Here is a 21328-nt window from a genome sequence, read left to right on the forward strand (position 1 = left end):
GAAGTTGGCTCAACAGAGCGGTGTTCAGGAAGTGAACGCGAGCGCCAACAATTTCATTCGCAGCATTATCGCGTCAGACGTTGATGCCGGCTGCACGCGCGTCGTCATCACGCGCTTTCCGCCCGAGCCGAACGGCTACCTCCATTTGGGGCACGCGAAGTCGATTGTGCTGAACTACGAGCTCGCCAAGGAATTCGGCGGCCGCTGCAACCTGCGCCTTGATGATACGAATCCGGCAAAGGAGAAGGTGCAGTACATCGATGCGATCAAGCGCGACGTGCAATGGCTCGGATTCGAGTGGGCAGAGGGCCTGCGCTTTGCCTCCGACTACTTCGAACAGCTTTACGCCTGGGCCTGTCATCTCATCCACATCGGCAAAGCATACGTCGACGACCAGTCCGTCCATGACATTAGAGAGGGTAGGGGGACATTAACGAGTCCGGGCCGGAACAGCCCGTTCCGCGCCCGTAGTGTTGAGGAGAACGCTGAGCTATTCGCGCGCATGCGAGCAGGCGAGTTCAGGAACGGCGAGCGGGTACTCCGTGCTAAAATCGACATGGCGTCACCGAACCTCAATCTGCGTGACCCGGTCATCTATCGTATTCTCAACGCCAGCCATCCGCGAACCGGTACGGCATGGCACATCTACCCGAGCTACGACTTCGCGCACGGCCAGTGCGACGCTATTGAAGAGGTGAGTCATTCGCTCTGCACCCTGGAGTTTGAGGATCATCGACCTCTCTACGACTGGTTTCTCGACAACCTCCCGGTGCCATCACGGCCCCGGCAGTTCGAGTTCGCTCGCCTGGACATGACGCATACCGTCCTGTCAAAACGCGTGCTGACGGAGCTCGTGCGCGACGGCCACGTTGAGGGCTGGGATGATCCGAGGATGCCAACGCTCGCCGGCTTGCGCCGGCGCGGCGTACCAGCTGAGGCCGTGCGTCGATTCATACGGGGCGTCGGTGTTTCCAAGGCCAACAGCACGGTGGACGATAGCGTCCTTGACGCCGCTATTCGAGACGTCCTCAATGAGCAGGCTCCCCGACGAATGGCGGTGCTCAAGCCACTCAAAGTCACGATAGAGAACTATCCCGCGGGCCGGATAGAAGAGTTGGAGGCGCCAAACCACCCCGCAGACGCGAGCTTCGGGACGAGAATTGTACCGTTCTCTCGCGAGGTCTATATCGAGCAAGACGATTTCAGTGAGGTGCCGCCGCGCGGTTTCCGGCGCCTTGCGCCGGGCCGCGAGGTAAGGCTCCGGTACGGTTATCTGGTCACTTGCCATGATGTCGTGAAGGATGCGGCGGGACGCGTGGTCGAGCTACGCTGCACCTACGATCCCGACAGCGGAAGTGGTGCCGGCGGCGGCCAGCGAAAAGTTGGCGCGACAATCCATTGGGTGAGCGCGGTGGACGCATTGCCGGCCGAAGTCAGGCTTTTCAACCGGCTCTTCACGAGGGCGCGCCCGACGGATCTCGTGACCGACCTCGATCCGCATTCCATGCAAACACTCAGCGGCTGCCTCGTCGAACGGGCAACCGCCTCTGATCCTCATGGTGACGCATTGCAGTTTGAACGCCAAGGCTACTTCACTCACGACGACGATTCTCGCTCAGGAAGGCTGGTCTTCAATCGAACCGCCTCGTTGCGCGAGAACCCGGGAAAGTCGCCAGCGGCTCACCTCGACCGTGTGAGGAAATAAGACAGTTTACAGAGCATTCGTCTCGTAGCCGGCGATCACCATTGGTTTGGTTATCCGGGCTTCATTTTATCGACCGGCACCTCAGAGATCGTCACCACGACGCTCCCCGGGTCGAAATCGGCGGCGCCCGCCACCGCAGAGGCGACGGCGTCGCGTAGGGCCGGCTCGTAAGAAAACCCCGCGTCGCCAGCGACAAATCCATGGACGAAAATCTGATGGCACTCTAACGGAGTGCCATGCAGCCAGAAGCATGCTGAGGAGATCTCAAGCACGGTTGCTTGGGTGAGGTCGCGGGGGGTTCCGGTCGTGTTAGCGTGCGCGTCCTTGACCGCCTCGGGAAGCGCAGCTTTGCGCTTATCGGAAAGCTGACCTCCTGGAATCTGTATCGTGTAAGTCGCCATCCATCCTCTCAGTTTTTGTGGAGATCAGGTCCGCGCGTCCCGCGGCCGGGGGGTCACGCGGTGCGCATACGCCTCCTGGCTAACCGCCTCGTCGACAATCCGCCCGATGCAGGCTTCGATCTCCTCCTCGTAAGGCGACACCGGACTTGCGTGCTGGTCGTCGTCCGCCACGAACCGCGGGACGTGCTGCGACGCTCTACGCAGGCGCGCCACCAGAGCGTCGGCCGCCTCTTGCGTTGGCTCGAGTGCCAGGACATGTGCAAGCAGCAGCTGCACGACCGAGGTAAGGGCCGATACATGAGCAGCGTTAGCTGTGTATTCGTCGCTTTGGTGCATGCCAGATCCCGTCGCGGAGGCTCGATCTTAGAGACTAGCTACCACGATTGCCCGCGACCATCTCATCTGGCTGGTTATCGATTGGATGCCCGCCTTCTATCGTTTCTCACTAGGTCTGCGATCGCTATTGTCGCGTGGCGGCGTCTAGCCGATCAGAGAAACATGATGACGGAGAAGGCGATACTGGCCGGCGGATGCTTTTTTGGGGCGTCCAGGACATGTTCCGCCGACTGCGAGGTGTGGTCGCGACGCGCGTCGGCGACGCCGGCGGCGATCTCCGAAATCCGAGCTACGGTAACCATCCGGGGCATGCCGAGGCGATCGAAATCTTCTTCGATCGGACAGTCGTTAGCTACAGGGCCATCCCTGAACGATTCTTCCGGCTTCACGACCCGACAACTTACGAGCAGCAGGGGAGTGACTTTGAACCAAGCTACCGTTCTGCCATCTTCTATACGGACAAACGGCAGAGACGGCGCTCGCGACGATCGCCGAAATCGAAAGCTCTGGCCTGTGGCCCGGTCCTGTGGTGACTGAAATCAATCCCGAGGAGCGGTCTGGCAGGCCGAGCCTGAGCACCGAGACTACCTGCAACGCCACTCGGGCGGTTACAGCTGAGAGTTACTTCGGCCGAGCTGGCGACTGCCGCCCGCGCCTTCATTCAAAAAAGGTCGTGAACCACCGGGGAGCCGCAAACTGACCTGCCGCTCTCGACGGCGTCCGCGCAGCCCGTACACCGAGCCCGCGTCTCAGGAATAGTCACCGCCACTCTGCTGGCTGAGCTTTCCGAGGTAGTCACGCTTCCCGATCTTCGCTCCGAGGTGTCGGAGGATCGCGTGCGCAATAGAGATGTGGAAAAAGAAGTCGGGAAGTACCAGGTGCCGAATATAGTCGTCGCCGCCGTACCACCCACGCACGATAGGCGGCGTCAGTTCGTATGTGTGGGATTGCGCGCGGGCGACTTCGTCTGGCTGCACCTTTTGCAAGAACCCGCGAGTCTCAAGGAGCCGCCCCTTTAGCGCCGGATACATCATAGGGGTGTTGCAAGCCGCCGGTGGGTCGCGCTGCATCAGCTTGGCCATGTGTGCGGCGACCTTGTTACAGCCTATGGAGACCTGCTCTCCGAAAGTCAGCATGTCGGGTGCGAGCCGTTCGTCAAGGATCCGACCAGGCCTAAAGCCCTTAGTCCGCTCGAGCGCTTGGGCGTGGTCGAGGTAATCATCCATCACGTTTAACCCATGCACCATGACAGGGACTGTGATGTCATAGACCGAGAGGGACACGCCAACCTCCATGCGCTCGTTTGTATTCTGAACCTCGGTCGGCCTCGATAGGTCGATAACCGACACGAATAGCCACGATAACTACCTCCCGTCTCGCGGCTGGCCACATCAGGTTGCCGAACCCGACAATGGCGTCCGCGAAGCAGCAGCAAGAGGAGAGCGCGTACCCATGCGGCCGCCTAGCGATGCAGGACGGGATATCCGTTCACGTAAATCCAGTCGGTGGCTTGGGCGGGCACATGGCACCCCTGGCAATCGGTACGGTAATCGGTAGAGGTCGTCTTGAGCGGCTTGTCCACATCGAACCATGACCATCCCCACCCGTCGCCCCACAACGGGTTGTCGGGGTGCGTTCCCTTGCTGTCTTTCACCATGACGAACCAGCCCTTAAGCTTGTCGGCGTGGCTCACCGTGCCCGTGGTCAATTCGTTCGTCGAGGTCTCAAAGACTTCTTTCACCAGGACGGCGCCGTCCGGGTAGTTTCCCGTCTTCCGGTAGGCGTCAATCGTCCCTGGAGATGCGTAGACGGCGTGCATTTCCTTCGAGCCCTGCCCGCTGTCAGCGGCAATCGCCCAGGTCCCGAGCGCTTGGTAAAGGGTTCGATAATCTTCGGGAACGCGCAGGTTTCCGGCGGAATCGACTACGCTCGCGGTCGGGGTGGCCGGAGCCGTTCCTTTCATCTGCGCGAGCGCCGCCACGGTTCCCGCGACCAGCGCGACAATAACGGCGAGGCCGGCGGTCCTCGAGAATTTCATGGGATCTCCTTTACTGCCCGCGACGTTTGCTCGGCGCAATGGCTTCAATAAATGTCCAGCCGGCCGCGCATACTCGGTCCATCCGGCGACCTCCAGGATCGGACACAGCCGACAGAATTAGAAATTCCCTTTGAACATGCATTCGATAGGCGTGGGGTATCGTCTTCAAAGGCCAATGCACACGCGTGTGTTCCGCGCGGTGTTTGCTCAGCCATCCAGGAGAGCCCCGTACTCCGCGTGGCGCGCGGCGTAGGAAGACATGAAAGGGCACTTCGCGATCACTCTTTTCCCGTCGCGGCGCGACGCCTCGAACACGCCATGCGCCAAGCGCGAGCCGTATCCCCGGCCGGACAGTTCCTGCGGCACTTCCGTGTGGAGCAGAACGACCCGATCGTCGTCAACCTTGTAGTATGCGACCGCGGTCGCTCCGCCATCGATGGGCATTTCAAATCGACTCATGGCCGGATTGTCTCGGACGTCGCTTTCCACCATCTATCTCCCTCGCGATAAGCCAACAAATTTATCAGGCCAACGAGCGATGGTCTGCCGGCGCACCTCAAATGATCGGTGTGCCTGGACGAATGGCGACGGATTATGGATTCGCGGCGCGATCCGCTATCTTGCCTTTTGACCGCGAGAGCGTCGGCCTCGGATCACTATTAATTCGAGTGGCTCAAGGATGGGAAGACCACGTACACGCCGCCTTCGTTCTCCAGGGCGGCCGGGTCGTTGCCGCGCTGGCCGTCCTTATCTAGGACGGCATTTCCGCCTTCGAGCGCTTCTTCATTGCGCGAACCGGCCGGGGCTCTATTCTTTCGTCGAACTAATGCTCATGCGAGCGTTTCGCATGACAGCCTTTCGATGAAGCCTTTGGCGCAAAAAGTTGTCGGTCGGTTTGACGTTGCGTCGGAATGCCGTCCGGCCGGCAAAGTCCAACCCTGACATTGTTGAATGCTTGGCCGCGGAGAGCTTATTGCACGTCTCGACCCGGTCGAGCATCATCGTAAAGAGTCGACGCTCCATCTATTCGAGCCGGCGAGCCCCAGAAATAGGGCGCAACACATGGCGGCAAATACGGAGTAGTCGAATGGCGACTTGATTCCGAACGAGATCGCCATGGCCGAACCGAACAGCAAGAGCAGCCCGGCGCTGCCGAAAGCCGCCCACCGTAGCGCGAATCCGAGGACCAGCGTAACGCCAAAAAGCAGCTCAAGAACCGTCGCTGCCGTGCCGAGAAAAGGCACCATCGACGCGGGCGCGAAGGCATTTACCTTGGCCGCGTAGGTCAAAAATCGCTCAAATGTTCCCCAGGAAACTCCCCGCTCGCCTGGATTTCCGTAGAATCCGAGCCTATCGCTGACCGACAACAGGAACGAGAGCCCCAGCGCCATCCGGCTTCCCAACGAAAGCAGATCGAGGGCAAGAGAAGCTACTCGCCCGGCAGATTGCAGTTTGAGAATCGGTTCGCCGCGCCAACTGCGTAGGAGACCGCCAAGAGTTATGGTTGCTGACATCGTGGCTATCCTATGGGCGGGTGGGGACCCCCGGGGACCTGTACCGTGAGCGCGCCGCTAGAGGGTAATTGTCTCGCCGACTTTCGGCACCACAACGTCGGTGGACGACCCCTTTAGCCCTTCGACGAACTTCTCCGCAGTCTGATCGATGATGGGGAAGCTGGCGTAGTGGCAAGGAATCGCTGTGTCGAACTTGAAATAGCGGCGACAGGCGAGTGCAGCGACCGCGCCGCCCATCGTGAGGCGATCGCCGATCGGTACGATTCCGATGTCCGGCTTATATAGTTCCTGGATTAGCTCCATATCACCAAAGATGTCGGTGTCGCCCATGTGATAGAGCGTCTTGTCATCGGGGAAATGAAGGACGAGGCCGGTCGGATTGCCGAGATAGACGTTCTGTCCGTCTTTCATACCGTATGACGAGGAATGCAAGGCGTTGACAAACGCGGTGGTGAAGCCGCCGCAATCCACTGTTCCGCCGTGGAGTCCGGGATTGACTTTGTTGCCATTGACACCCTGTCCGACGAGATAGTTGCAGATCTCATGATTGGCGACCAACATGGCGTCGGTCTTTTTCAGGATGGCGAGCGCGTCCCCGACGTGATCGTTGTGGCCGTGCGTGAGCAGCACATGTGTGACACCCTCAGCAGCTTCCTCCCACCCTTTTTTCCAGGACGGATTTTCAGACAGAAACGGATCGATCAGGATCTTGGACCGGCCCACTTCGATGCGAAATGCGGAATGTCCGAACCATGTCAGTTTCATAGGACAGTGTTCCTCGATCGTTTCTGATTAAGCTGTTGCGGGAAACCCGGGTCGACATTTCATGACAAGGGCTACCGGTAGTGTCCAAATGCCCTATTGGCGTTACTCGATGGAGCCCTCAAACAAACGTACTCGATTGTCGCAGCGCCGGATGGCGTTTTCCAATAGCGGGCGTATATGGTTTCCATAGCGCGAGATAATTGCCGAAACGTCATGAGCATCAAGGCGCGTGACGGCGCTAGCGCCCACCCGGCGCTAACGACACCGATATACGGACGCTGCTCCGCAGGATTAGACGTGTACAATGTTCTCGGGTGCGATCTGGTCCGTTCAGTGATCCTGTCGTGCATCGCTGGTATAAGATTCAGCCTTCCCGAGCCCGAAAACATGATGGTCCAGCGCGATATGCGCATTACCCGGGCGGGAGAATTCCGTCCATTACGGCGCCTCGAGATGAGCTTCGGTGATCATTCGGGTCCCGATCTAGTGCAGATTGTTTAAGAGCTTCAGTCTCGCCATCACGACTTCTTTGATCGCGTCGACGGCAAAAGGAAGAATCTTGTACGGCACGACTTCGTCGAGCTTATTTGAGAGACCCGCTTCAAGGCCGCGCCTCCACGCAACGCGCAGTTCAGTATTGATGTGGACGATGTTGATGCCTGCGGAGACAGCCTGACGCAAACTGTCGTCGTCAGTCCCCGACCCGCCATGTAAGGTCAGCAGCGCGGCCGTCTTGCGCTTGATCCTCGCAATCCTGTCGACATCGAGTTGCTTCTTCACCTGTCCGCGCACCATGCTGGGAAGCAGTCCGTGCATGTTACCGACGGATGGCGCCAGCATGTCGATCCCCGTAGCATCGACGAACCGTTTGGCTTCTTCAGGGCGCGTGAGACCTTTTGTGAGATCAGGCGCCGTCTCATGGATTTCGGAACCGGTCCCGATATCGCCGATCTCTCCCTCGACCATGATCGCAGGATTAAGCGCCTTCAGCTCTTTGACCGCGTCCTTGGTCCTTTGGATATTCTCTCCGATCGGCAAACCTGACAGATCGAACACGAGAGCATCGAAGCCCGCCTTGACCGCGTCGATCGCGCTCTTGAGCGAATGGACATGATCGGCGTTTAGAAACAACCGGACGCCGGACTCCTCACGCAAGCTTCGCACTATCGCAGCAATCGAACCGTCGCCAATGAATTGGCGCTCACCCTCAGAAACCCCAACGATGACGGGAACGTTCAGTTCCCGTGCTGAGGCGAAGATGGCTTTCAGAGTGGCTAAGTCGCCGACATTGAAGTGGCCGACCGCGACCTGCCGCTTCTGAGCGTCTTCAAGCACGTCACGCAATCGGAACATAACAGTTTCCTTCCAACACCATTCAACGACTCGCAAGCGAGGGAGCGCCGAGCTGCTTGCTTTCTTCTAACCGCTAAGCGACGGCGACCTAGGACATCGACGCTGCGCGGCGCAGAGTGGCGAGGATTTCGCGACGGTTCATCCCGAACCGTGAGTCGGGTTCGACGGCGCCGTTACGGATCCGCCCGTCCGTCTCGATCACGTCAATCGTGGGAATGGGTAGCATCCAGTCCAGTGAGCAGTGGCGCGATCATCTACTTCCCGAATGCGTCGGACGTGGTCATGTTCCCAATTCCATTGCAGGGCATCGAACATACGACCGGGAAAGAGGATGATCCAACTACCATTAGTTATCGAATCGATGCCAGCTACGCTGCATGAATTGCTTCGTGCCGACCGACACTTCCCAGCCATCCATGGGTGGCAACCAAGAGGGTCGAATGGAGGTCCTTATCGATGACTTGGGTTTGCGCAGATGGCGTCCCAGGCCCGTCTCAGCGCGGATTTGGGCCTATTCAACGCTCGTTGTAATCGCAACGCGAGTGGGGGCTGGAGCATTCGTTCGTTGATTCCTTCGCTATCGTTCACGAGGTTCGAAGGCTGCCCTCGTCAGCCAGGAGCGCCTGTTCTGCGCGCACCAGATGCGCCAGGATCGGGGCAAGCTCGTAATCCTGCGGGATAAGCCTGAGCCTTCGGTTGGGTGTTTGTTTGCGAGCGGTAGGTTTCGGCGCGGAACGGGTAAAGCTATCGTGTCAACAACTACCGGGAATGCCGCGCCGTGGCCGCGATGCCCGGATCGGTGGCCGTCCTAGTGCGCGCGGAGCTCCCTGAGAAGGAAGTCGGTAAATGCGCGGGCGGCAGGCTTTATTGTCTTTCCGCTCACGAAGACCGCGTTCAGCTCCTGCGAGCCGAAATCCCAGTCAGGCAACACCCGCACGAGCTTGCCGGCGTCAAGCTCTGCTCGCGCGCTGTTCTCGCTCGACGCTGCGATCCCCAACCCGGCGACCGCGCTTGCCGTGGCGACTTCGTTCGTGGTGATCGAGAGCGGGCTGTCAACCCGCACGGAGGTGACGCGACCGCCCTTGCGGAAGGAGAACGTCGGTGAGGGATGCGCCGGACTGATGATCACAGTGTGGTGCGTGAGGTCCGACGGCATCGTCGGCATGCCGCGCTCCCGCAAGTAGTCGGGAGAGGCCGTGAGTATCCTTGGCTGGTGGATGATCTTGCGGGCAGTCGCGCTCGAGTCGGGGAGGGGGCCGAACTGGAACGACACGTCGAGGCCCTCAGTCACGAGGTCTGGGTAGCGGTCAGTCGGCCGGAGCTCGATCTTGAGAGCAGGGTGCTGCTTCATGAACGCGGGAAGCCGCGGGACGATTTCCCTGAGCCCGAAACTGATTGGCGTGCCGACCCGCAGCGAGCCGCGCAGCTCTCCCGTTCCGCGCGCCTCGTGGTCGGCCTCGTCGAGCGCCGCCAGGATCGCCTCAACGCGCATGAGGTACGTCGTGCCGGCGTCGGTCAGCGTCACCGCCCGGGTGGTGCGGCTGAAGAGCGTCGTGCCGACCTCCTCCTCGAGGGCAGCGATCAGCCTGGATGCGGTCGGCTGCGACAGGCCGAGCTCTCGGCCGGCATTGGAGAAGTTGCCGACGCGCGCGGCGCGGGCAAACAGCCTGAGTGCTGAGAGTCGATCGTTCATCGCTTGCCGCGGTCGTCCGACACTTCGCGTAGCGCCATGTGTGAAGGCGGTTTCTCTAGCCGCCGATCCAGCCAAACCGGCATGAACCTAATTGAAAATCGCGATCCGTTAGACGGCAAGAGGTCATACCTGACACCATCGGATATTCGGTTGTTCGTCTCGATCGTAGTAATCATTGTCGTATCTCGGTTCAATTGCAGCAGAATTGGTCCGCTAGCACTAACCAGTCCATTGCACGATGGTGTCGCCAATACTTTTGGGTCGTTTGCGGTGGTCAATGGGACAAAAACCGACACCAAAGCACAATAGACGTTTTCCAGGTACTGACTCAGTTTCATGAGGAGGACTTGAAGGATGGCAATAGAGATCGGTAAGAGCGGCCTATTGGATGCGCTACCGGTTATGCTTTGGACTGCGCTGCCCGACGGAAGCATCGACTTTGTCAATCGGCGCTGGACCGACTACACGGGCCTCGGCTTGCATGAGGCACAGGGCTGGGATTGGCAGACCATCGTTCATCCGGACGACCTAGCTGGACTTGTCCAAGGCTGGCAGTTCGTTCTGGAATCGGGTGAACCGGGCGAGGTCGCTGGCCGCGTGCGACGCTCGGACGGGCTGTACCGCAGGTTTCTTATCCAGTGTCAGCCAATGCACGACGATGCTGGGCAGATCAACAAATGGTGCGGAGTCGCCCTCGACATTGATGTCTCGCGTTGTCAGGAGGAAATACTGAGGCAGCATGAGGTCGACTTTCAGCTGGTCGCGGAGAGCATTCCGATACCAGTCGTCGTCACCTCGTCATCAGGGGAAGTCGAAGGTCTCAATCAACCCACACGCGACTATTTCAGAAAAACCTTTGATGAGCTGAAGGGCTGGAAGCCATCCGACGTTGTCCATCCAGACGACCTCGATGACACGATTGCTGCGCAAGTCGCGGCACACCAGAATGGCAGCCCCTATCATGTCGAGAGCCGGCACCGCCGCGCTGATGGCGTGTACCGCTGGTACAGCGCCCATGGCCTGCCCTTACGGGATGGGCAGGGCCAAGTCCTACGTTGGCTGCATTTGTTGATTGACGTCGATGATCGAAAACGAGCCGAGGAAGCGCTGCGTACAAGCGAACGCAATGCGCGGTTAATCGTCGACGGCATTCCCGCCGGTGTCGCGATCCTTGCACCGAACGGTGAGGTTGAAGCGGTCAACAGGCCTATGCTCAAATACTTTGGCAGGGCAGAGGATGAGATCAAACAGTGGGCGACCGCTGGCGTTGTTCATCCGGACGATCTTCCGCGCTTCGTAGAGAGCATCGAGCGGTCGAGCACGACTGGAAACCCCTACAATACCGAACAACGACTTCGTGGCGCAGACGGCACCTATCGCTGGTTTCAGGTTTGCGGCCTGCCGCTCCGCGACGCCGATGGGAACATCGTTCGTTGGTACGTTTTGCACACCGACATCGACGAACGGAAAAGCGTCGAGCAGGCTCTGGCGGAGAACGAACGCAACCTGCAGACTACCATTGATAACATTCCGGTACTGGCATGGTCGGCACGCGTGGATGGCACTGCTGAATTCTTGAACAAGCACTATCTCGACTACGCGGGCCTCACTGCCGAGGAGGCGCAGGACTGGGGCTGGACGGCTGCGGTCCATCCCGAGGACCTGAATGAGTTGGCCGCCACGTGGCAAGCCATAATGGCTTCGGGGAAGCCGGGAGAGGCCGAAGCGCGGCTACGTCGCCACGACGGCGAATATCGGTGGTTCCTATTCCGGGTCAATCCGCTCCACGACGAACACGGCAATATCCTTAAATGGTACGGCGTTAACACCGACATGGAAGATCGCAAACGCAGTGAAGAAAGTTTTCGCGCGATCGTCGAGACAACGCCCGAATGCGTGAATGTGATTGCTCGTGACGGCACCGTGCTGCGCACCAATGAGGCCGGCGCGGTAATGGCCGGAGCGCCATCCGTCGATGCAGTGGTCGGTCAGAGCTTTTTCAACTTCGTCGCGCCGGAGCATCAGGAAGAATATCGCGAATTTCACGAAAAGGTCTGCGCCGGGGAGAAGGGCTTTCTGGAGTTCGACCTGGTCAACGCATCCGGCGTCCGCCGGCACATGGAAACCCACGCCGCTCCCTTGCGCGACAGCGACGGGTCGACCTTGCAGCTCAGTGTTACGCGCGACATGACGGCGCGCGCGCTCGCGGAAGATGCTCTCAGGCGGAGCGAAGCCTTTCTGGCCGAAGGCCAGCATCTCGCTCGCATGGGCAATCTTTCCTGGAATGTTACCAGTGGCGACATCGTCTGGTCGGAGCAGCTTTACCGAATCTTCGAGTTCGAGCCGGGTACGGTCGTCACACTCGATCGGATCGCCACTCGGGTTCATCCTGAAGACATGCCGCAGATGGCGGACATGGTGGGACGCGCGCAACGCGGGGAAAGCGATTTCGAATACCAGCATCGGATCGTGCTGCCCGACCAATCCGTCAAGTACTTGCACTTGATTGCGCATCGCGCTCGTGATCGTGTAGATGAGATCGAGTACATTGGCGCAGTTCTCGACATAACCCAACGCCGGGTCTCGGAAGAGGCGCTCGAGAAGCTGCGATCCGAGCTTGCGCAAGTTACCCGCATCATGAGTCTTGGGGCATTGACGGCCTCGATCGCGCATGAGGTCAACCAACCGCTGGCGGGCATCATTACCAATGCCAGTACGTGCCTTCGCATGCTCGCTGCCGACCCGCCTAATGTAGAGGGTGCGCGGGAAACCACGCGACGCACGATACGCGATGGCAAGCGCGCTGCGGACGTGATCGCGCGATTGCGCGCGCTGTTCGGCAAGCGGGCGGTGACCGTTGAGCCGGTCGACCTGAACGACGCCGCGCGAGAGGTCATAATGCTGTCGTCGGGGGATTTGCAACGCAATCGGGTGATGCTGCACACCGAACTGGCTGACCAACTGCCCCCGGTCGGCGGCGATCGCGTCCAGCTTCAGCAAGTGATCATGAACCTCTTGCGTAATGCTGCCGACGCGATGAGCGCCGTCAACGACCGTCCGCGGCGTATGCTAGTTAGGACAGCACGCGACGAAGATGGAGTTCGCCTCTCTGTGCGCGACGCCGGTATCGGCTTCGGGCCCGAAGGGACCGAACGGCTGTTCGACGCGTTCTATACGACGAAAAGCGATGGCATGGGAATTGGACTATCCGTCAGCCGCTCGATCATCGAGAGGCACAACGGGCGTCTTTGGGCACAGGTCAATGACGGCCCTGGAGTGACATTCTCATTTTCAATCCCCTGCTGTTCCGGGGATGCGATCACAGCTCACGATGCCCCTGCGAAACACGTGGCGGCCAACCGGACCACCAAGAATGTAGCGGGGTTTTCATGAACGTTACGCAACTGCTCGTGTCGATCATCGATGATGACGAGTCAGTACGCGAGTCTCTCCCTGACTTGGTAAAGGAGCTCGGCTTCAGCGCCGAAGCGTTCTCGTCGGCGGAGGAGTTCCTGGCGTCTGATCACGTCGATCAGACCAGATGTCTGATCCTTGACATTGCAATGCCCAGGATGAGCGGACCCGAGCTGCATCGCGAACTGATGCGTCGGGGCCGGCCGATTCCGATCATTTTCATCACTGCGCTAAAGGATGACACCGTCCGGCCACGCCTGATCGAGCAAGGTGCTGTCGACTGTCTGTTCAAGCCGTTCACCGACGACGCGCTGCAGGAGGCATTGAGTTCCGCACTACGTGCCAACTGACACTCGCGCCTTGATGGTCGCATGGCAAGGGGATAAAATCCACGATGACAAACTTGGCGACTCCACCCGATGACGTGCGGAGGTTGGCGGTCATGCCGCAGGAAACGCCCATCGTGTTCGTGGTCGACGATGACGTGTCCGTGCGCGAATCCTTGGAGCTGCTCATCCGCTCCGCCGGCTGGCTGCCGGAGATGTTCGCGTCCGCTCAGCAATTCCTGGCCCGCCAGCGGGCGCTAGTTCCGAACTGCCTCATCCTCGACGTCAATCTTCCCGACCTCAACGGGCTGGACCTGCAGAGACTCATCTCTGTCGAGCGCACAGAAACGCCGATCATCTTCATCACCGGTTATGGGGACGTGCCGATGACGGTGAAGGCGATGAAGGCCGGAGCTGTCGAGTTCCTGACCAAGCCGTTTGGTGATGAGATACTACTGGGTGCCATCGAGCAGGCGCTCAAACGTAGCACAGCCGCGCTTGCCATCGAAGCTGAGATGCGGGCGCTGAGGGGTCGTCACGCAACGCTCAGCAGACGCGAACAGGAGGTTATGGCGCTGGTAGTGACCGGTCTGCTCAATAAGCAAGTTGCTCACGAGTTAGGTATCAGCGAGATCACGGTGAAGGCGCATCGCGGCCAGGTAATGCGCAAAATGGAGGCGGGCTCTCTTGCCGACCTGGTCAACATGGCGGCTCGTCTCACCATCAGACATTAGCCTTAGCCTAGATTAGCGGACCCGTCGAAGCGCGCCTGTAGCGATGGTCCGCGAAGGGAACGACGCGCGGGAGATCAAGCCCGCCGTGGGATACGGACGCGCAGGGCGGTCTCAAACGAGAACCCCGCTGACTTCACGCATGCGAGCGGCGAAGACACCGGGATTTAAGCGACAGACCGTGTCGCACCGGCTTTTGTCCCGGCAAGGACGGGCTCATCCCCGCTCCTGCGTGGCCTCCGCGGGAAAGGTCTATATCCGAATCGCACGCTTGGGCGGAACAAGTCGAGCATTGTTTTACCATTACTGCGGCAGCGATCCCGACTGCTTCTGGTATCACGGAGGCAATGCCACGCCTGACGACGTCCGGGTCGCACAGTATCAGGGACGATCAGCCGCTGAGCGGCGTGACGTAATTTGTGTGTCGGGTGGCGTAGAAGGGTATTCAGCCCGTGCACGCGGCGACGCGCGCGGGACGACAGACAAGGACTATGACGACGACCTCAGCGAAGCCGTATCGACCGGCAGGCTGCGCACTCGCTTGCCGGTGGCCGCGAAGATCGCATTGGTCACCGCGGCGCTGACAATGGCTGTCGGTGCTTCACCAATACCGCCGGGAGCTTCCGCGTTCTTGATCAAGTGCGTCTCAACCACCGGTACCTCATCGATACGCATCGGCAGATAGTCGTGGAAATTGCTCTGCTCGACCCGACCATCCTTAAAGGTGATCGAACCATGAAGCGCGGCCGTCAGCCCGAAAAGCGTTCCACCCTGAACCTGTGCTTCGATCGTATCGGGATTGACATACATGCCGCAGTCAATCGCGCAGACGATCCGCTTGACTTTGACAGAGCCATCAGCCGCCACTTCGACCTCGGCGACTTGGGACGTGTAGCTTCCATAGGCGAATTGAACCGAAACCCCGCGGCCATGGCGTGCGGGAAGCGATGATCCCCATCCGGCTTTTTCCGCGGCAAGGGACAGAACAGCGAGTGCTCGCGGATTGTGGCCGAGCAGTCCCTTGCGATAAGCAACGGGATCCTGCCTCGCGGCATGCGCGAGCTCATCTATGAAGCTTTCGACCACAAAAACATTGTGAGTAGGTCCGACGCCTCGCCACCATGATGTTCGGACACCAGGAGGCTCGACCTGGACATAATCGACGTGAATATTAGGCAGCGCATAGGGAGGCTCTGCTGCCGCTTCCACGGCATCGGGGTCCAATCCGTCCTTGACATAAGGAGGGTAATAGCGAGCCATAACCGAGGAGCCGGCGATCCGATGCGTCCACGCCACCGGCTTGCCGGTCGCATCAAGTCCCGCCGACATCCGATCGAGATAGTACGGCCGATACATATCGTGCTGGATGTCTTCCTCGCGGCTCCAGATCACCTTCAGCGGTCCATCGACGTGCTTGGCAATCTTGACGGCGAGGATCGTACCATCGGCCTCTAGCCTCCGGCCGAAGCCGCCGCCGATCAGATGATTGTGGATTTTGATGGCATCCATTGGCAGGCCGGTGAGTTCGGCCACCTGTGACTGCGTGATCGTTGGCGCTTGCGTCCCGACCCAGATGTCGCAACGTTCCTTGCGCAGATGAACGGTGCAGTTCATCGGCTCCATCGCCGCGTGTGCGAGGAAAGGGACCTGATAGATGGCGTCAACCCGTTGTGCCGCGGCCGCAAGAGCGTTCTGCGCGTCACCGTCGTTACGAGCAACCACGCCCGGCCTTTTGGACTCCTCCTCCAAGTGCTTGACGATGTCAGCGTTGCTGACCTTGCCGTTCGGCCCGTCGTCCCACGTGATAACAGCAGCCTCGAGACCCTTCTTCGCCGCGCCTGTGTGATCGGCCACCACGGCGACGACTTCTCCGATATTGACCACCTGCCGGACGCCTTTCACGGCCCGCGCGGCCTTCTCGTCCACAGTTTTCGCCTTGCCACCAAGCACGGGCGAAATTGCAACCGCCGCAACCCTCATGCCGGGCAATCTCGCGTCGATACCGTAGAGTGCGCGCCCATCGACCTTTATTGCTGAATCCACGCGCTTGGCGCGCGTTCCGATCAGCGTGAAATCCTTTAGATCCTTCAATTTGACCTTGGCCGCATCCGGCACGGGCAACTTCGCCGCAGCCTCCGCAAGTTCGCCGTAACTCAGTTGCTTCGAGCCGGATGCGTTGAACACGACGCCGTCCTTGGCGCGGCAGGTCGCTGGATCAACACTCCACCGCTTGGCGGCGGCCGCAATCAGCAGATTACGCCCCACTGCGCCTGCTTGACGCAGCGGCGTCCAGAACGCGCGGACAGAGGCCGAACCGCCTGTGTTTTGGATGCCAATAATCGAATTGACGTAAAGCGCATGGTTTGGCGGCGCATGCTGAAGCTGAATCTGGTCAAGCCCGACTTCCAGTTCTTCGGCCAGAAGCATCGAGAGAGACGTGTAAACCCCTTGGCCCATCTCGATCATCGGCATGACGAGGATCACCGCGCCGGCTGGATTGATCCGTATAAATCCATTCGGCGCGAACGTGCCCGTGACTTCATTGTCGAGCACTTGCGAAGCCGGCGCTGCGAAAACCGACTGCGTGCGCGCACCGGTCAGCACAAAACCGAGCAGCAGACCTGTACCCTGAAGAAAGGTTCGGCGCGATACAGCCGCTTCATCAGCAATCTGCTCTCTCAGAATAAGCCCGTCCATGATCTCAAACTCCAGCGGCGTGCTTGATCGCGGCGCGGATGCGCTGATAGGTGCCGCATCTGCAGACATTGCCCGACATGGCCGCGTCGATGTCTCCATCCGTCGGCTTCGGCGTGTCCCTCAGCAGTGCCGTCGCCGACATGATCTGGCCGGACTGGCAGTAGCCGCACTGAACCACCTCCAGGTCCAGCCAGGCCTTCTGCACGGCCGCGCCTTGCGGCGACTGACCAATCGCCTCGATCGTCGTGATCGCGCTCTCGCCGACGCTGTCGACCGGGGTCTGGCAGGAGCGGACCGGCTGTCCGTCGAGATGCACAGTGCAGGCGCCGCAGAGCGACTGGCCGCAGCCGAACTTGGTCCCGGTCATACCGAGTACGTCGCGCAGCACCCACAGCAGAGCGATGTCGCCGTCGACATCGACCTCATGGGGTGTGCCGTTGATCTTTAACGTGAAAGCCATGATGCCTCTCGGTGGCTAGAGCTGATCGGACGCAACCGGTCGACCTGGACAGCGCCGGCTGACTGCATCCATCAAATTGTGGTCGCCGCTCACGGCCGAACGCGAATGACGCACCGCCGGCCTTCTTAGCGATCGCGCGGTCGACTACCCCAGGATCGGACGCCGCCGGCGAAATTAGAAATTCTCTTTGGACATGCATTCGATAGTTATCGGGTATCGTCACCCAAGGCGTTGTGTCCGCGTGTCCGGTGCGTCTTCGAGGTCGTCGACTGAGGCGATCACGTCGTGAGTGTGCGCCATTCTTTGGTTTTCGTCGCGCAGGGCCGTGATGTTGAAGAACGCAAGTATGCCGCTGATGACAAAAAAGCCACCGCAACTGTGAGGACGAGGATCGTCGCAGATTGCCCGACCGATTGCGAACGCGATATTGCTGAGGGGTATTTTGACGTCATGCAAAATCGCGAAATTGAAACTATTGCAGCGATTGTCGCGAGGACGTGTTGTTCAATGACGAGATAAAAAATGCTGATGAGCGGCGGAGGAGCCGCCGTCATCAGGTGATGCGTAGCATCGCGAGCCCGAGGCGGCTCAGTCGACTCCGACCGTCTTGGATACGGAGGCCGCGATGATCGACGAAGCCTTGAAACTTCCCGCCTTCCTTGTTGCCTCACTTACGAACGCGGATGATCGTCTTCCCTGGAGTCCGTTTGGTCGGGTTGAACCCGTTGACGGCATCGTCCAGGGACGCGACGGTCCCGATGTTCGTCCGCAGTCGTCCGTCCCGCACGCGTTGGATGATCTCACTCAGTTGGACGCGATTGGACTCGACGACGAAGTCGATCGTCAGGCCGTCGGCGGGTCGCGCGTCGGTCGGCCCGGCGATGGTCACTAGCGTACCTCCGGCACGAACGAGGGCTGCTGACCGTGTGGCGATCTCGCCGCCGATGACATCGAACACCAGATCTACTCCGCCAACGTCTTCGAGTTTGTCCTTCTCGAGGTCGACAAACGCCTGCGCGCCGAAGTCAAGCGCCGCCTGACGGTCACCGCCGCGTCCGGTGCCGATGACGTAGGCGCCGGCCAATCGGCCCAGCTGCGTCACCATCGAGCCGACGGCGCCGGCCGCGCCGTGCACAAGGAGAGTCTGCCCCGCCTGAAGGCGGCCGTACTCGAACAATCCCTGCCACGCAGTCAAGCCCGGGATTATGACGCTCGCGCCCACCGTGAAGTCGACGTCGCCCGGCAGTGGTGCGAGATTGCGTGACTCGACTACGACATACTCCGCCAGCGTGCCGTCACGGGTCCAGTCTGTGAGGCCGAACACCCGCTGTCCGACCGACACGCCCCTCGTGCCATAACCGAGGGCGGTGACGACACCAGCCAATTCGTGCCCGGGGATCGTTGGTGTCCGGTCGCGTCCGAGGCGATCGGTCCAGTTGGAGGGCCACGTGAGCTCACCAGAGGTGAACCCCGACGCGTGAACCTCGACGACGACGTCGTTCAGCGCGGCCTCCGGCTTGGGCCGATCCACCAGCTTCATTCCGGCCGTCCCAGCAGCCTGGTCTGTTACAATGATTGCCTTCATCTGAACTGCTCCTCGGTCATTTGACGATTGGCGGAAGTGTCGCCGCATTGGTCACGGACGAACGCGGATGATCGTTTTCCCCTTGCGTCGTTCCGGCTTGTTAATGGCAGCGACAGCCCCGTCGAGGCTCGCGATGGCTCCGATGTTCGTTCGCAGCCGTCCGTCTCGAACCCTCTGGATGATCTCGCTGAGTTGCGCGCGATCTGACTCGACAACGAAGTCGACCGCCAGACCATCGGCGGGACGTGTCTCGGCCGGCCCCATGATGGACACCAGTGTTCCTGCGGTTCGGACAAGCCGCGTGGAGCGCTTCGCGATGTCGCCGCCGAAGACATCAAAAACCAGATCGACCGGGCCCACGTCTTCCAGAGCCTCGTTCTCCAGGTCAACAAACTCCCGGGCACCGAAGTCGAGCACCGCTTGACGGTCGGCGGCGCGTCCTGTGCCGATCACATAGGCGCCGGCCTCTCGTGCGAGCTGCGTTACCATCGACCCGACGACGCCCGCCGCCCCATGAGCGATGACGCGCTGCCCCGGCTGAAGTCGCCCATGTTCAAACAATCCCTGCCAGGCCGTCAGGCCGGACATCACGACGCTCGCTCCGACCGTGAAGTCGATATCGCCCGGCAGCGGCGCGAGCCGGCGTGCCTCGACCGCTACATACTCGGCCAAGGTGCCGTCACGATACCAGTCGGTGAGCCCGAACACCCGCTGTCCAACCGAAAGCCCGGTTGTGCCGTAGCCGAGAGCGGTGACCACGCCGGCCAGTTCATGTCCGGGGATCGGCGATTTTCGCTCACCACCGCTGCGATCGCTCCAGGTCGGAGGCCACGTAAGCTCGTCCCACGTGAATCCTGACGCATGGACCTGCACGACGACGTCGTTTATCGCCGCCTGCGGTTCCGGCTGGTCCACCAGCTTCATCCCGGTTGTTCCCGCAGCCTGGTCCGCCACTACGATCGCTTTCATCATTCAGCTCCAAATGGGCGGGATGTCTTCATTTCCTGATCTCGTTTGTACGCAACCCGAAAATAGGATCCGCACCTCCAGGGTCTCATGTCCTCTGGCGATAACGGGTGCCGGTTATCGGGTGACCAACACCGGAGTTTTGGTCTGCGCCAGGACGTTGTTGGTCTGGCTACCCAAAAGCAGGCGACCGAGCCCGCGACGCCCGTGCGAGCCCATGACGATCAGGTCGGTCCCAAGATTCTCGGCGGTGATGACAATGCCTTCGGCCGGGAAGCTGTCTTTGACGTGAACGGTCTTAACCAGAAGCCCAGCATCCTTTACCTTGGCCCCGGCCTTGTCGAGCAGGCCCTTCGCCACTTTTTCCTGCCCCTCGATCAGTTCGTTCGGATCGGCAATGTAGCCCGCGTCACCGTAGTAGCCGGTGCTAACCGGCTCGCTCACGGTCACGATGGTGAGATCGGACTTGAGGGCCGTGGCGATAGAGATCGCGTGATCGAGTGCGCGATCCGCCAAGTCAGAACCATCGGTCGCGACCAGAATGTGGCCATACATTACCTGTTGCCTCCAGAAAAAATATGTCGTCAATCGCGACGATGCCTTGAGATACTTGCCGTAGAGGTACGTATTCTGATCTCGGTGCAGGAGCGAAAAGTAAGCTCGCGCGTCTCTATGGTCCAATGCCCTATAGCTATTGAATCGATGCCGTCAGTGCGAAGCCACAACGAACCGAGATGGGCTTCGTGGATCGATATGGGCGCATGGCGATCGTTTGCGCGCCAGCGGCGTTCCAGCCAGGAGCCGTCGCTCCACCGATGCCTTGAGGGCGCCGCGATGCGTGAGGCTGTATTCGGCGGGCGCTCGCTCCATACGGCATAGGGGGTCTGCCTTCAGCGGGAGTAGGGCACCATCCGGTCCGACGATCTCATATTTGTAGCAATGGTTCGAACCGAGGCCGGGAATGAAGATTTCCCACACACCGGCAGCATGGCGCAGCCGCATCGGACAGCGCCGCCCGTCCCAGTCGTTGAAGTCCCCGACGACGCTGACGCGTCGGGCGTTGGGCGCTCAGACGCAAAGGAAACACCCGGCACGCCATCGTGCTCACGCAAGTGAGCGCCGAGCACATCATAACTTTCCCGATGCTCGTCTTGCACCAGCAGGTGAATGTCGAAATCGCCGAGGATGGGCGGAAAGGCGTAGATGTCGTCGAAATCGACCGTTCCCGGCGCGCCTTCGCCGCGCAGGCAGTAGCGAAGGGGGCGCGGTCGCCGAGCGTGCCGATGAAGAGCCCATCGGCGTGCGCGCGTTGCAATTCGCCGGCCTCGGCGTCTGTGTCGCTCT

At 60.2% G+C, this 21328-nt stretch carries 19 protein-coding genes and 2 pseudogenes; 6 read left to right on the forward strand and 15 right to left on the reverse strand.

Translation table 11 applies throughout. The features are described from left to right. The first annotated feature begins 4 nt into the window (after positions 1-4). A complete protein-coding gene (locus tag RCO31_RS07510) occupies positions 5-1705 on the forward strand; it encodes a glutamine--tRNA ligase/YqeY domain fusion protein (RefSeq protein ID WP_308967631.1) in 1701 nt (566 codons plus the stop codon). A gap of 50 nt (positions 1706-1755) precedes the next feature. On the opposite strand, the gene RCO31_RS07515 is transcribed toward RCO31_RS07510, so the two are convergent. Together RCO31_RS07515 and RCO31_RS07520 are read right to left on the reverse strand one after the other, a co-directional pair. Beyond that, positions 1756-2106: a hypothetical protein gene (locus RCO31_RS07515; protein WP_308967632.1), complete on the reverse strand. Its 351-nt coding sequence runs from the start codon at positions 2104-2106 to the stop codon at positions 1756-1758. A 24-nt stretch (positions 2107-2130) separates the two neighbouring features. Continuing rightward, positions 2131-2442 (reverse strand): hypothetical protein, encoded by a 312-nt coding sequence (locus RCO31_RS07520; RefSeq protein ID WP_308967633.1) that lies wholly within the window; start codon positions 2440-2442, stop codon positions 2131-2133. 165 nt (positions 2443-2607) lie between these two features. Between RCO31_RS07520 and msrA the strand changes: the two are divergent. Continuing rightward, positions 2608-3060 (forward strand): annotated as a pseudogene (gene msrA, locus RCO31_RS07525) (peptide-methionine (S)-S-oxide reductase MsrA). A 131-nt stretch (positions 3061-3191) separates the two neighbouring features. On the opposite strand, the gene RCO31_RS07530 reads toward msrA, so the two are convergent. From RCO31_RS07530 to RCO31_RS07560, 7 genes are all read right to left on the reverse strand, one after another. Further along, positions 3192-3725: a DUF1993 family protein gene (locus RCO31_RS07530; protein ID WP_308967634.1), complete on the reverse strand. Its 534-nt coding sequence runs from the start codon at positions 3723-3725 to the stop codon at positions 3192-3194. 179 nt (positions 3726-3904) lie between these two features. After that, a complete protein-coding gene (locus RCO31_RS07535; protein WP_308967636.1) occupies positions 3905-4480 on the reverse strand; it encodes a cytochrome P460 family protein in 576 nt (191 codons plus the stop codon). A 207-nt stretch (positions 4481-4687) separates the two neighbouring features. Further along, positions 4688-4972: a GNAT family N-acetyltransferase gene (locus tag RCO31_RS07540; protein WP_308967638.1), complete on the reverse strand. Its 285-nt coding sequence runs from the start codon at positions 4970-4972 to the stop codon at positions 4688-4690. 506 nt (positions 4973-5478) lie between these two features. Next, positions 5479-5994, reverse strand: a complete 516-nt coding sequence (locus RCO31_RS07545) for a hypothetical protein (RefSeq protein ID WP_308967639.1) — start codon at positions 5992-5994, stop codon at positions 5479-5481. 57 nt (positions 5995-6051) lie between these two features. After that, positions 6052-6759, reverse strand: coding sequence for a metal-dependent hydrolase (locus RCO31_RS07550; protein ID WP_308967641.1), 708 nt, complete (start codon positions 6757-6759; stop codon positions 6052-6054). A gap of 483 nt (positions 6760-7242) precedes the next feature. Further along, on the reverse strand, positions 7243-8112 hold the full coding sequence (locus tag RCO31_RS07555) for a class II fructose-bisphosphate aldolase (RefSeq protein WP_308967642.1): 870 nt from the start codon (positions 8110-8112) through the stop codon (positions 7243-7245). 808 nt (positions 8113-8920) lie between these two features. Then, positions 8921-9805 (reverse strand): LysR family transcriptional regulator, encoded by an 885-nt coding sequence (locus tag RCO31_RS07560; RefSeq protein ID WP_308967643.1) that lies wholly within the window; start codon positions 9803-9805, stop codon positions 8921-8923. 354 nt (positions 9806-10159) lie between these two features. Between RCO31_RS07560 and RCO31_RS07565 the strand changes: the two genes are divergently transcribed. The 3 genes from RCO31_RS07565 (at position 10160) to RCO31_RS07575 (ending at position 14279) form a co-directional block, all read left to right on the forward strand. Further along, positions 10160-13198: a PAS domain S-box protein gene (locus RCO31_RS07565; RefSeq protein WP_308967644.1), complete on the forward strand. Its 3039-nt coding sequence runs from the start codon at positions 10160-10162 to the stop codon at positions 13196-13198. Next, positions 13195-13569 (forward strand): response regulator, encoded by a 375-nt coding sequence (locus RCO31_RS07570; RefSeq protein ID WP_308967645.1) that lies wholly within the window; start codon positions 13195-13197, stop codon positions 13567-13569. The genes RCO31_RS07565 and RCO31_RS07570 overlap by 4 nt, the downstream gene beginning before the upstream one ends. Positions 13570-13661: 92 nt before the next feature. Next, positions 13662-14279 carry a response regulator gene (locus RCO31_RS07575; protein ID WP_308967646.1) on the forward strand — a complete coding sequence of 206 codons (618 nt, stop codon included), beginning with the start codon at positions 13662-13664 and terminating at the stop codon, positions 14277-14279. Between the two features lie 486 nt (positions 14280-14765). Here RCO31_RS07575 and RCO31_RS07580 read toward each other — a convergent pair whose 3' ends face one another. Together RCO31_RS07580 and RCO31_RS07585 are read right to left on the reverse strand one after the other, a co-directional pair. Then, on the reverse strand, positions 14766-16973 hold the full coding sequence (locus tag RCO31_RS07580; protein WP_308967647.1) for a xanthine dehydrogenase family protein molybdopterin-binding subunit: 2208 nt from the start codon (positions 16971-16973) through the stop codon (positions 14766-14768). A 4-nt stretch (positions 16974-16977) separates the two neighbouring features. Then, the gene (locus RCO31_RS07585) at positions 16978-17433 is read right to left on the reverse strand and encodes a 2Fe-2S iron-sulfur cluster-binding protein (RefSeq protein ID WP_308967648.1); all 456 of its coding nucleotides are present in this window, start codon (positions 17431-17433) and stop codon (positions 16978-16980) included. A gap of 285 nt (positions 17434-17718) precedes the next feature. On the opposite strand from RCO31_RS07585, the gene RCO31_RS07590 reads away from it, so the two are divergent. Next, on the forward strand, positions 17719-17952 hold the full coding sequence (locus RCO31_RS07590; RefSeq protein ID WP_308967649.1) for a hypothetical protein: 234 nt from the start codon (positions 17719-17721) through the stop codon (positions 17950-17952). Positions 17953-18100: 148 nt separating this feature from the next. Here the strand turns inward: RCO31_RS07590 and RCO31_RS07595 are convergent, their stop codons facing one another. From RCO31_RS07595 to RCO31_RS07610, 4 genes and pseudogenes are all read right to left on the reverse strand, one after another. Further along, the gene (locus tag RCO31_RS07595) at positions 18101-19018 is read right to left on the reverse strand and encodes an NADP-dependent oxidoreductase (RefSeq protein ID WP_308967650.1); all 918 of its coding nucleotides are present in this window, start codon (positions 19016-19018) and stop codon (positions 18101-18103) included. A 51-nt stretch (positions 19019-19069) separates the two neighbouring features. Then, positions 19070-19987 (reverse strand): NADP-dependent oxidoreductase, encoded by a 918-nt coding sequence (locus tag RCO31_RS07600; RefSeq protein WP_308967651.1) that lies wholly within the window; start codon positions 19985-19987, stop codon positions 19070-19072. A 114-nt stretch (positions 19988-20101) separates the two neighbouring features. Beyond that, positions 20102-20539 (reverse strand): universal stress protein, encoded by a 438-nt coding sequence (locus RCO31_RS07605; RefSeq protein ID WP_308967652.1) that lies wholly within the window; start codon positions 20537-20539, stop codon positions 20102-20104. Between the two features lie 153 nt (positions 20540-20692). Continuing rightward, positions 20693-21040, reverse strand: a pseudogene (locus tag RCO31_RS07610) (hypothetical protein); the annotation flags it as partial. Between the last annotated feature and the right edge of the window lie 288 nt (positions 21041-21328).

Origin of the sequence: Bradyrhizobium sp. LHD-71, from assembly GCF_031157255.1 — a bacterium.
Classification (GTDB): domain Bacteria; phylum Pseudomonadota; class Alphaproteobacteria; order Rhizobiales; family Xanthobacteraceae; genus P52-10.

Coding starts and splice junctions, on each gene's coding strand:
- RCO31_RS07540 (WP_308967638.1), bottom strand. CDS start 4,972: ATGGTGGAAAGCGACGTCCGAGACAATCCGGCCATGAGTCGATTTGAA.
- RCO31_RS07580 (WP_308967647.1), bottom strand. CDS start 16,973: ATGGACGGGCTTATTCTGAGAGAGCAGATTGCTGATGAAGCGGCTGTA.
- RCO31_RS07545 (WP_308967639.1), bottom strand. CDS start 5,994: ATGTCAGCAACCATAACTCTTGGCGGTCTCCTACGCAGTTGGCGCGGC.
- RCO31_RS07560 (WP_308967643.1), bottom strand. CDS start 9,805: ATGAACGATCGACTCTCAGCACTCAGGCTGTTTGCCCGCGCCGCGCGC.
- RCO31_RS07565 (WP_308967644.1), top strand. CDS start 10,160: ATGGCAATAGAGATCGGTAAGAGCGGCCTATTGGATGCGCTACCGGTT.
- RCO31_RS07550 (WP_308967641.1), bottom strand. CDS start 6,759: ATGAAACTGACATGGTTCGGACATTCCGCATTTCGCATCGAAGTGGGC.
- RCO31_RS07535 (WP_308967636.1), bottom strand. CDS start 4,480: ATGAAATTCTCGAGGACCGCCGGCCTCGCCGTTATTGTCGCGCTGGTC.
- RCO31_RS07595 (WP_308967650.1), bottom strand. CDS start 19,018: ATGAAGGCAATCATTGTAACAGACCAGGCTGCTGGGACGGCCGGAATG.
- RCO31_RS07555 (WP_308967642.1), bottom strand. CDS start 8,112: ATGTTCCGATTGCGTGACGTGCTTGAAGACGCTCAGAAGCGGCAGGTC.
- RCO31_RS07570 (WP_308967645.1), top strand. CDS start 13,195: ATGAACGTTACGCAACTGCTCGTGTCGATCATCGATGATGACGAGTCA.
- RCO31_RS07520 (WP_308967633.1), bottom strand. CDS start 2,442: ATGCACCAAAGCGACGAATACACAGCTAACGCTGCTCATGTATCGGCC.
- RCO31_RS07515 (WP_308967632.1), bottom strand. CDS start 2,106: ATGGCGACTTACACGATACAGATTCCAGGAGGTCAGCTTTCCGATAAG.
- RCO31_RS07575 (WP_308967646.1), top strand. CDS start 13,662: ATGCCGCAGGAAACGCCCATCGTGTTCGTGGTCGACGATGACGTGTCC.
- RCO31_RS07585 (WP_308967648.1), bottom strand. CDS start 17,433: ATGGCTTTCACGTTAAAGATCAACGGCACACCCCATGAGGTCGATGTC.
- RCO31_RS07600 (WP_308967651.1), bottom strand. CDS start 19,987: ATGAAAGCGATCGTAGTGGCGGACCAGGCTGCGGGAACAACCGGGATG.
- RCO31_RS07605 (WP_308967652.1), bottom strand. CDS start 20,539: ATGTATGGCCACATTCTGGTCGCGACCGATGGTTCTGACTTGGCGGAT.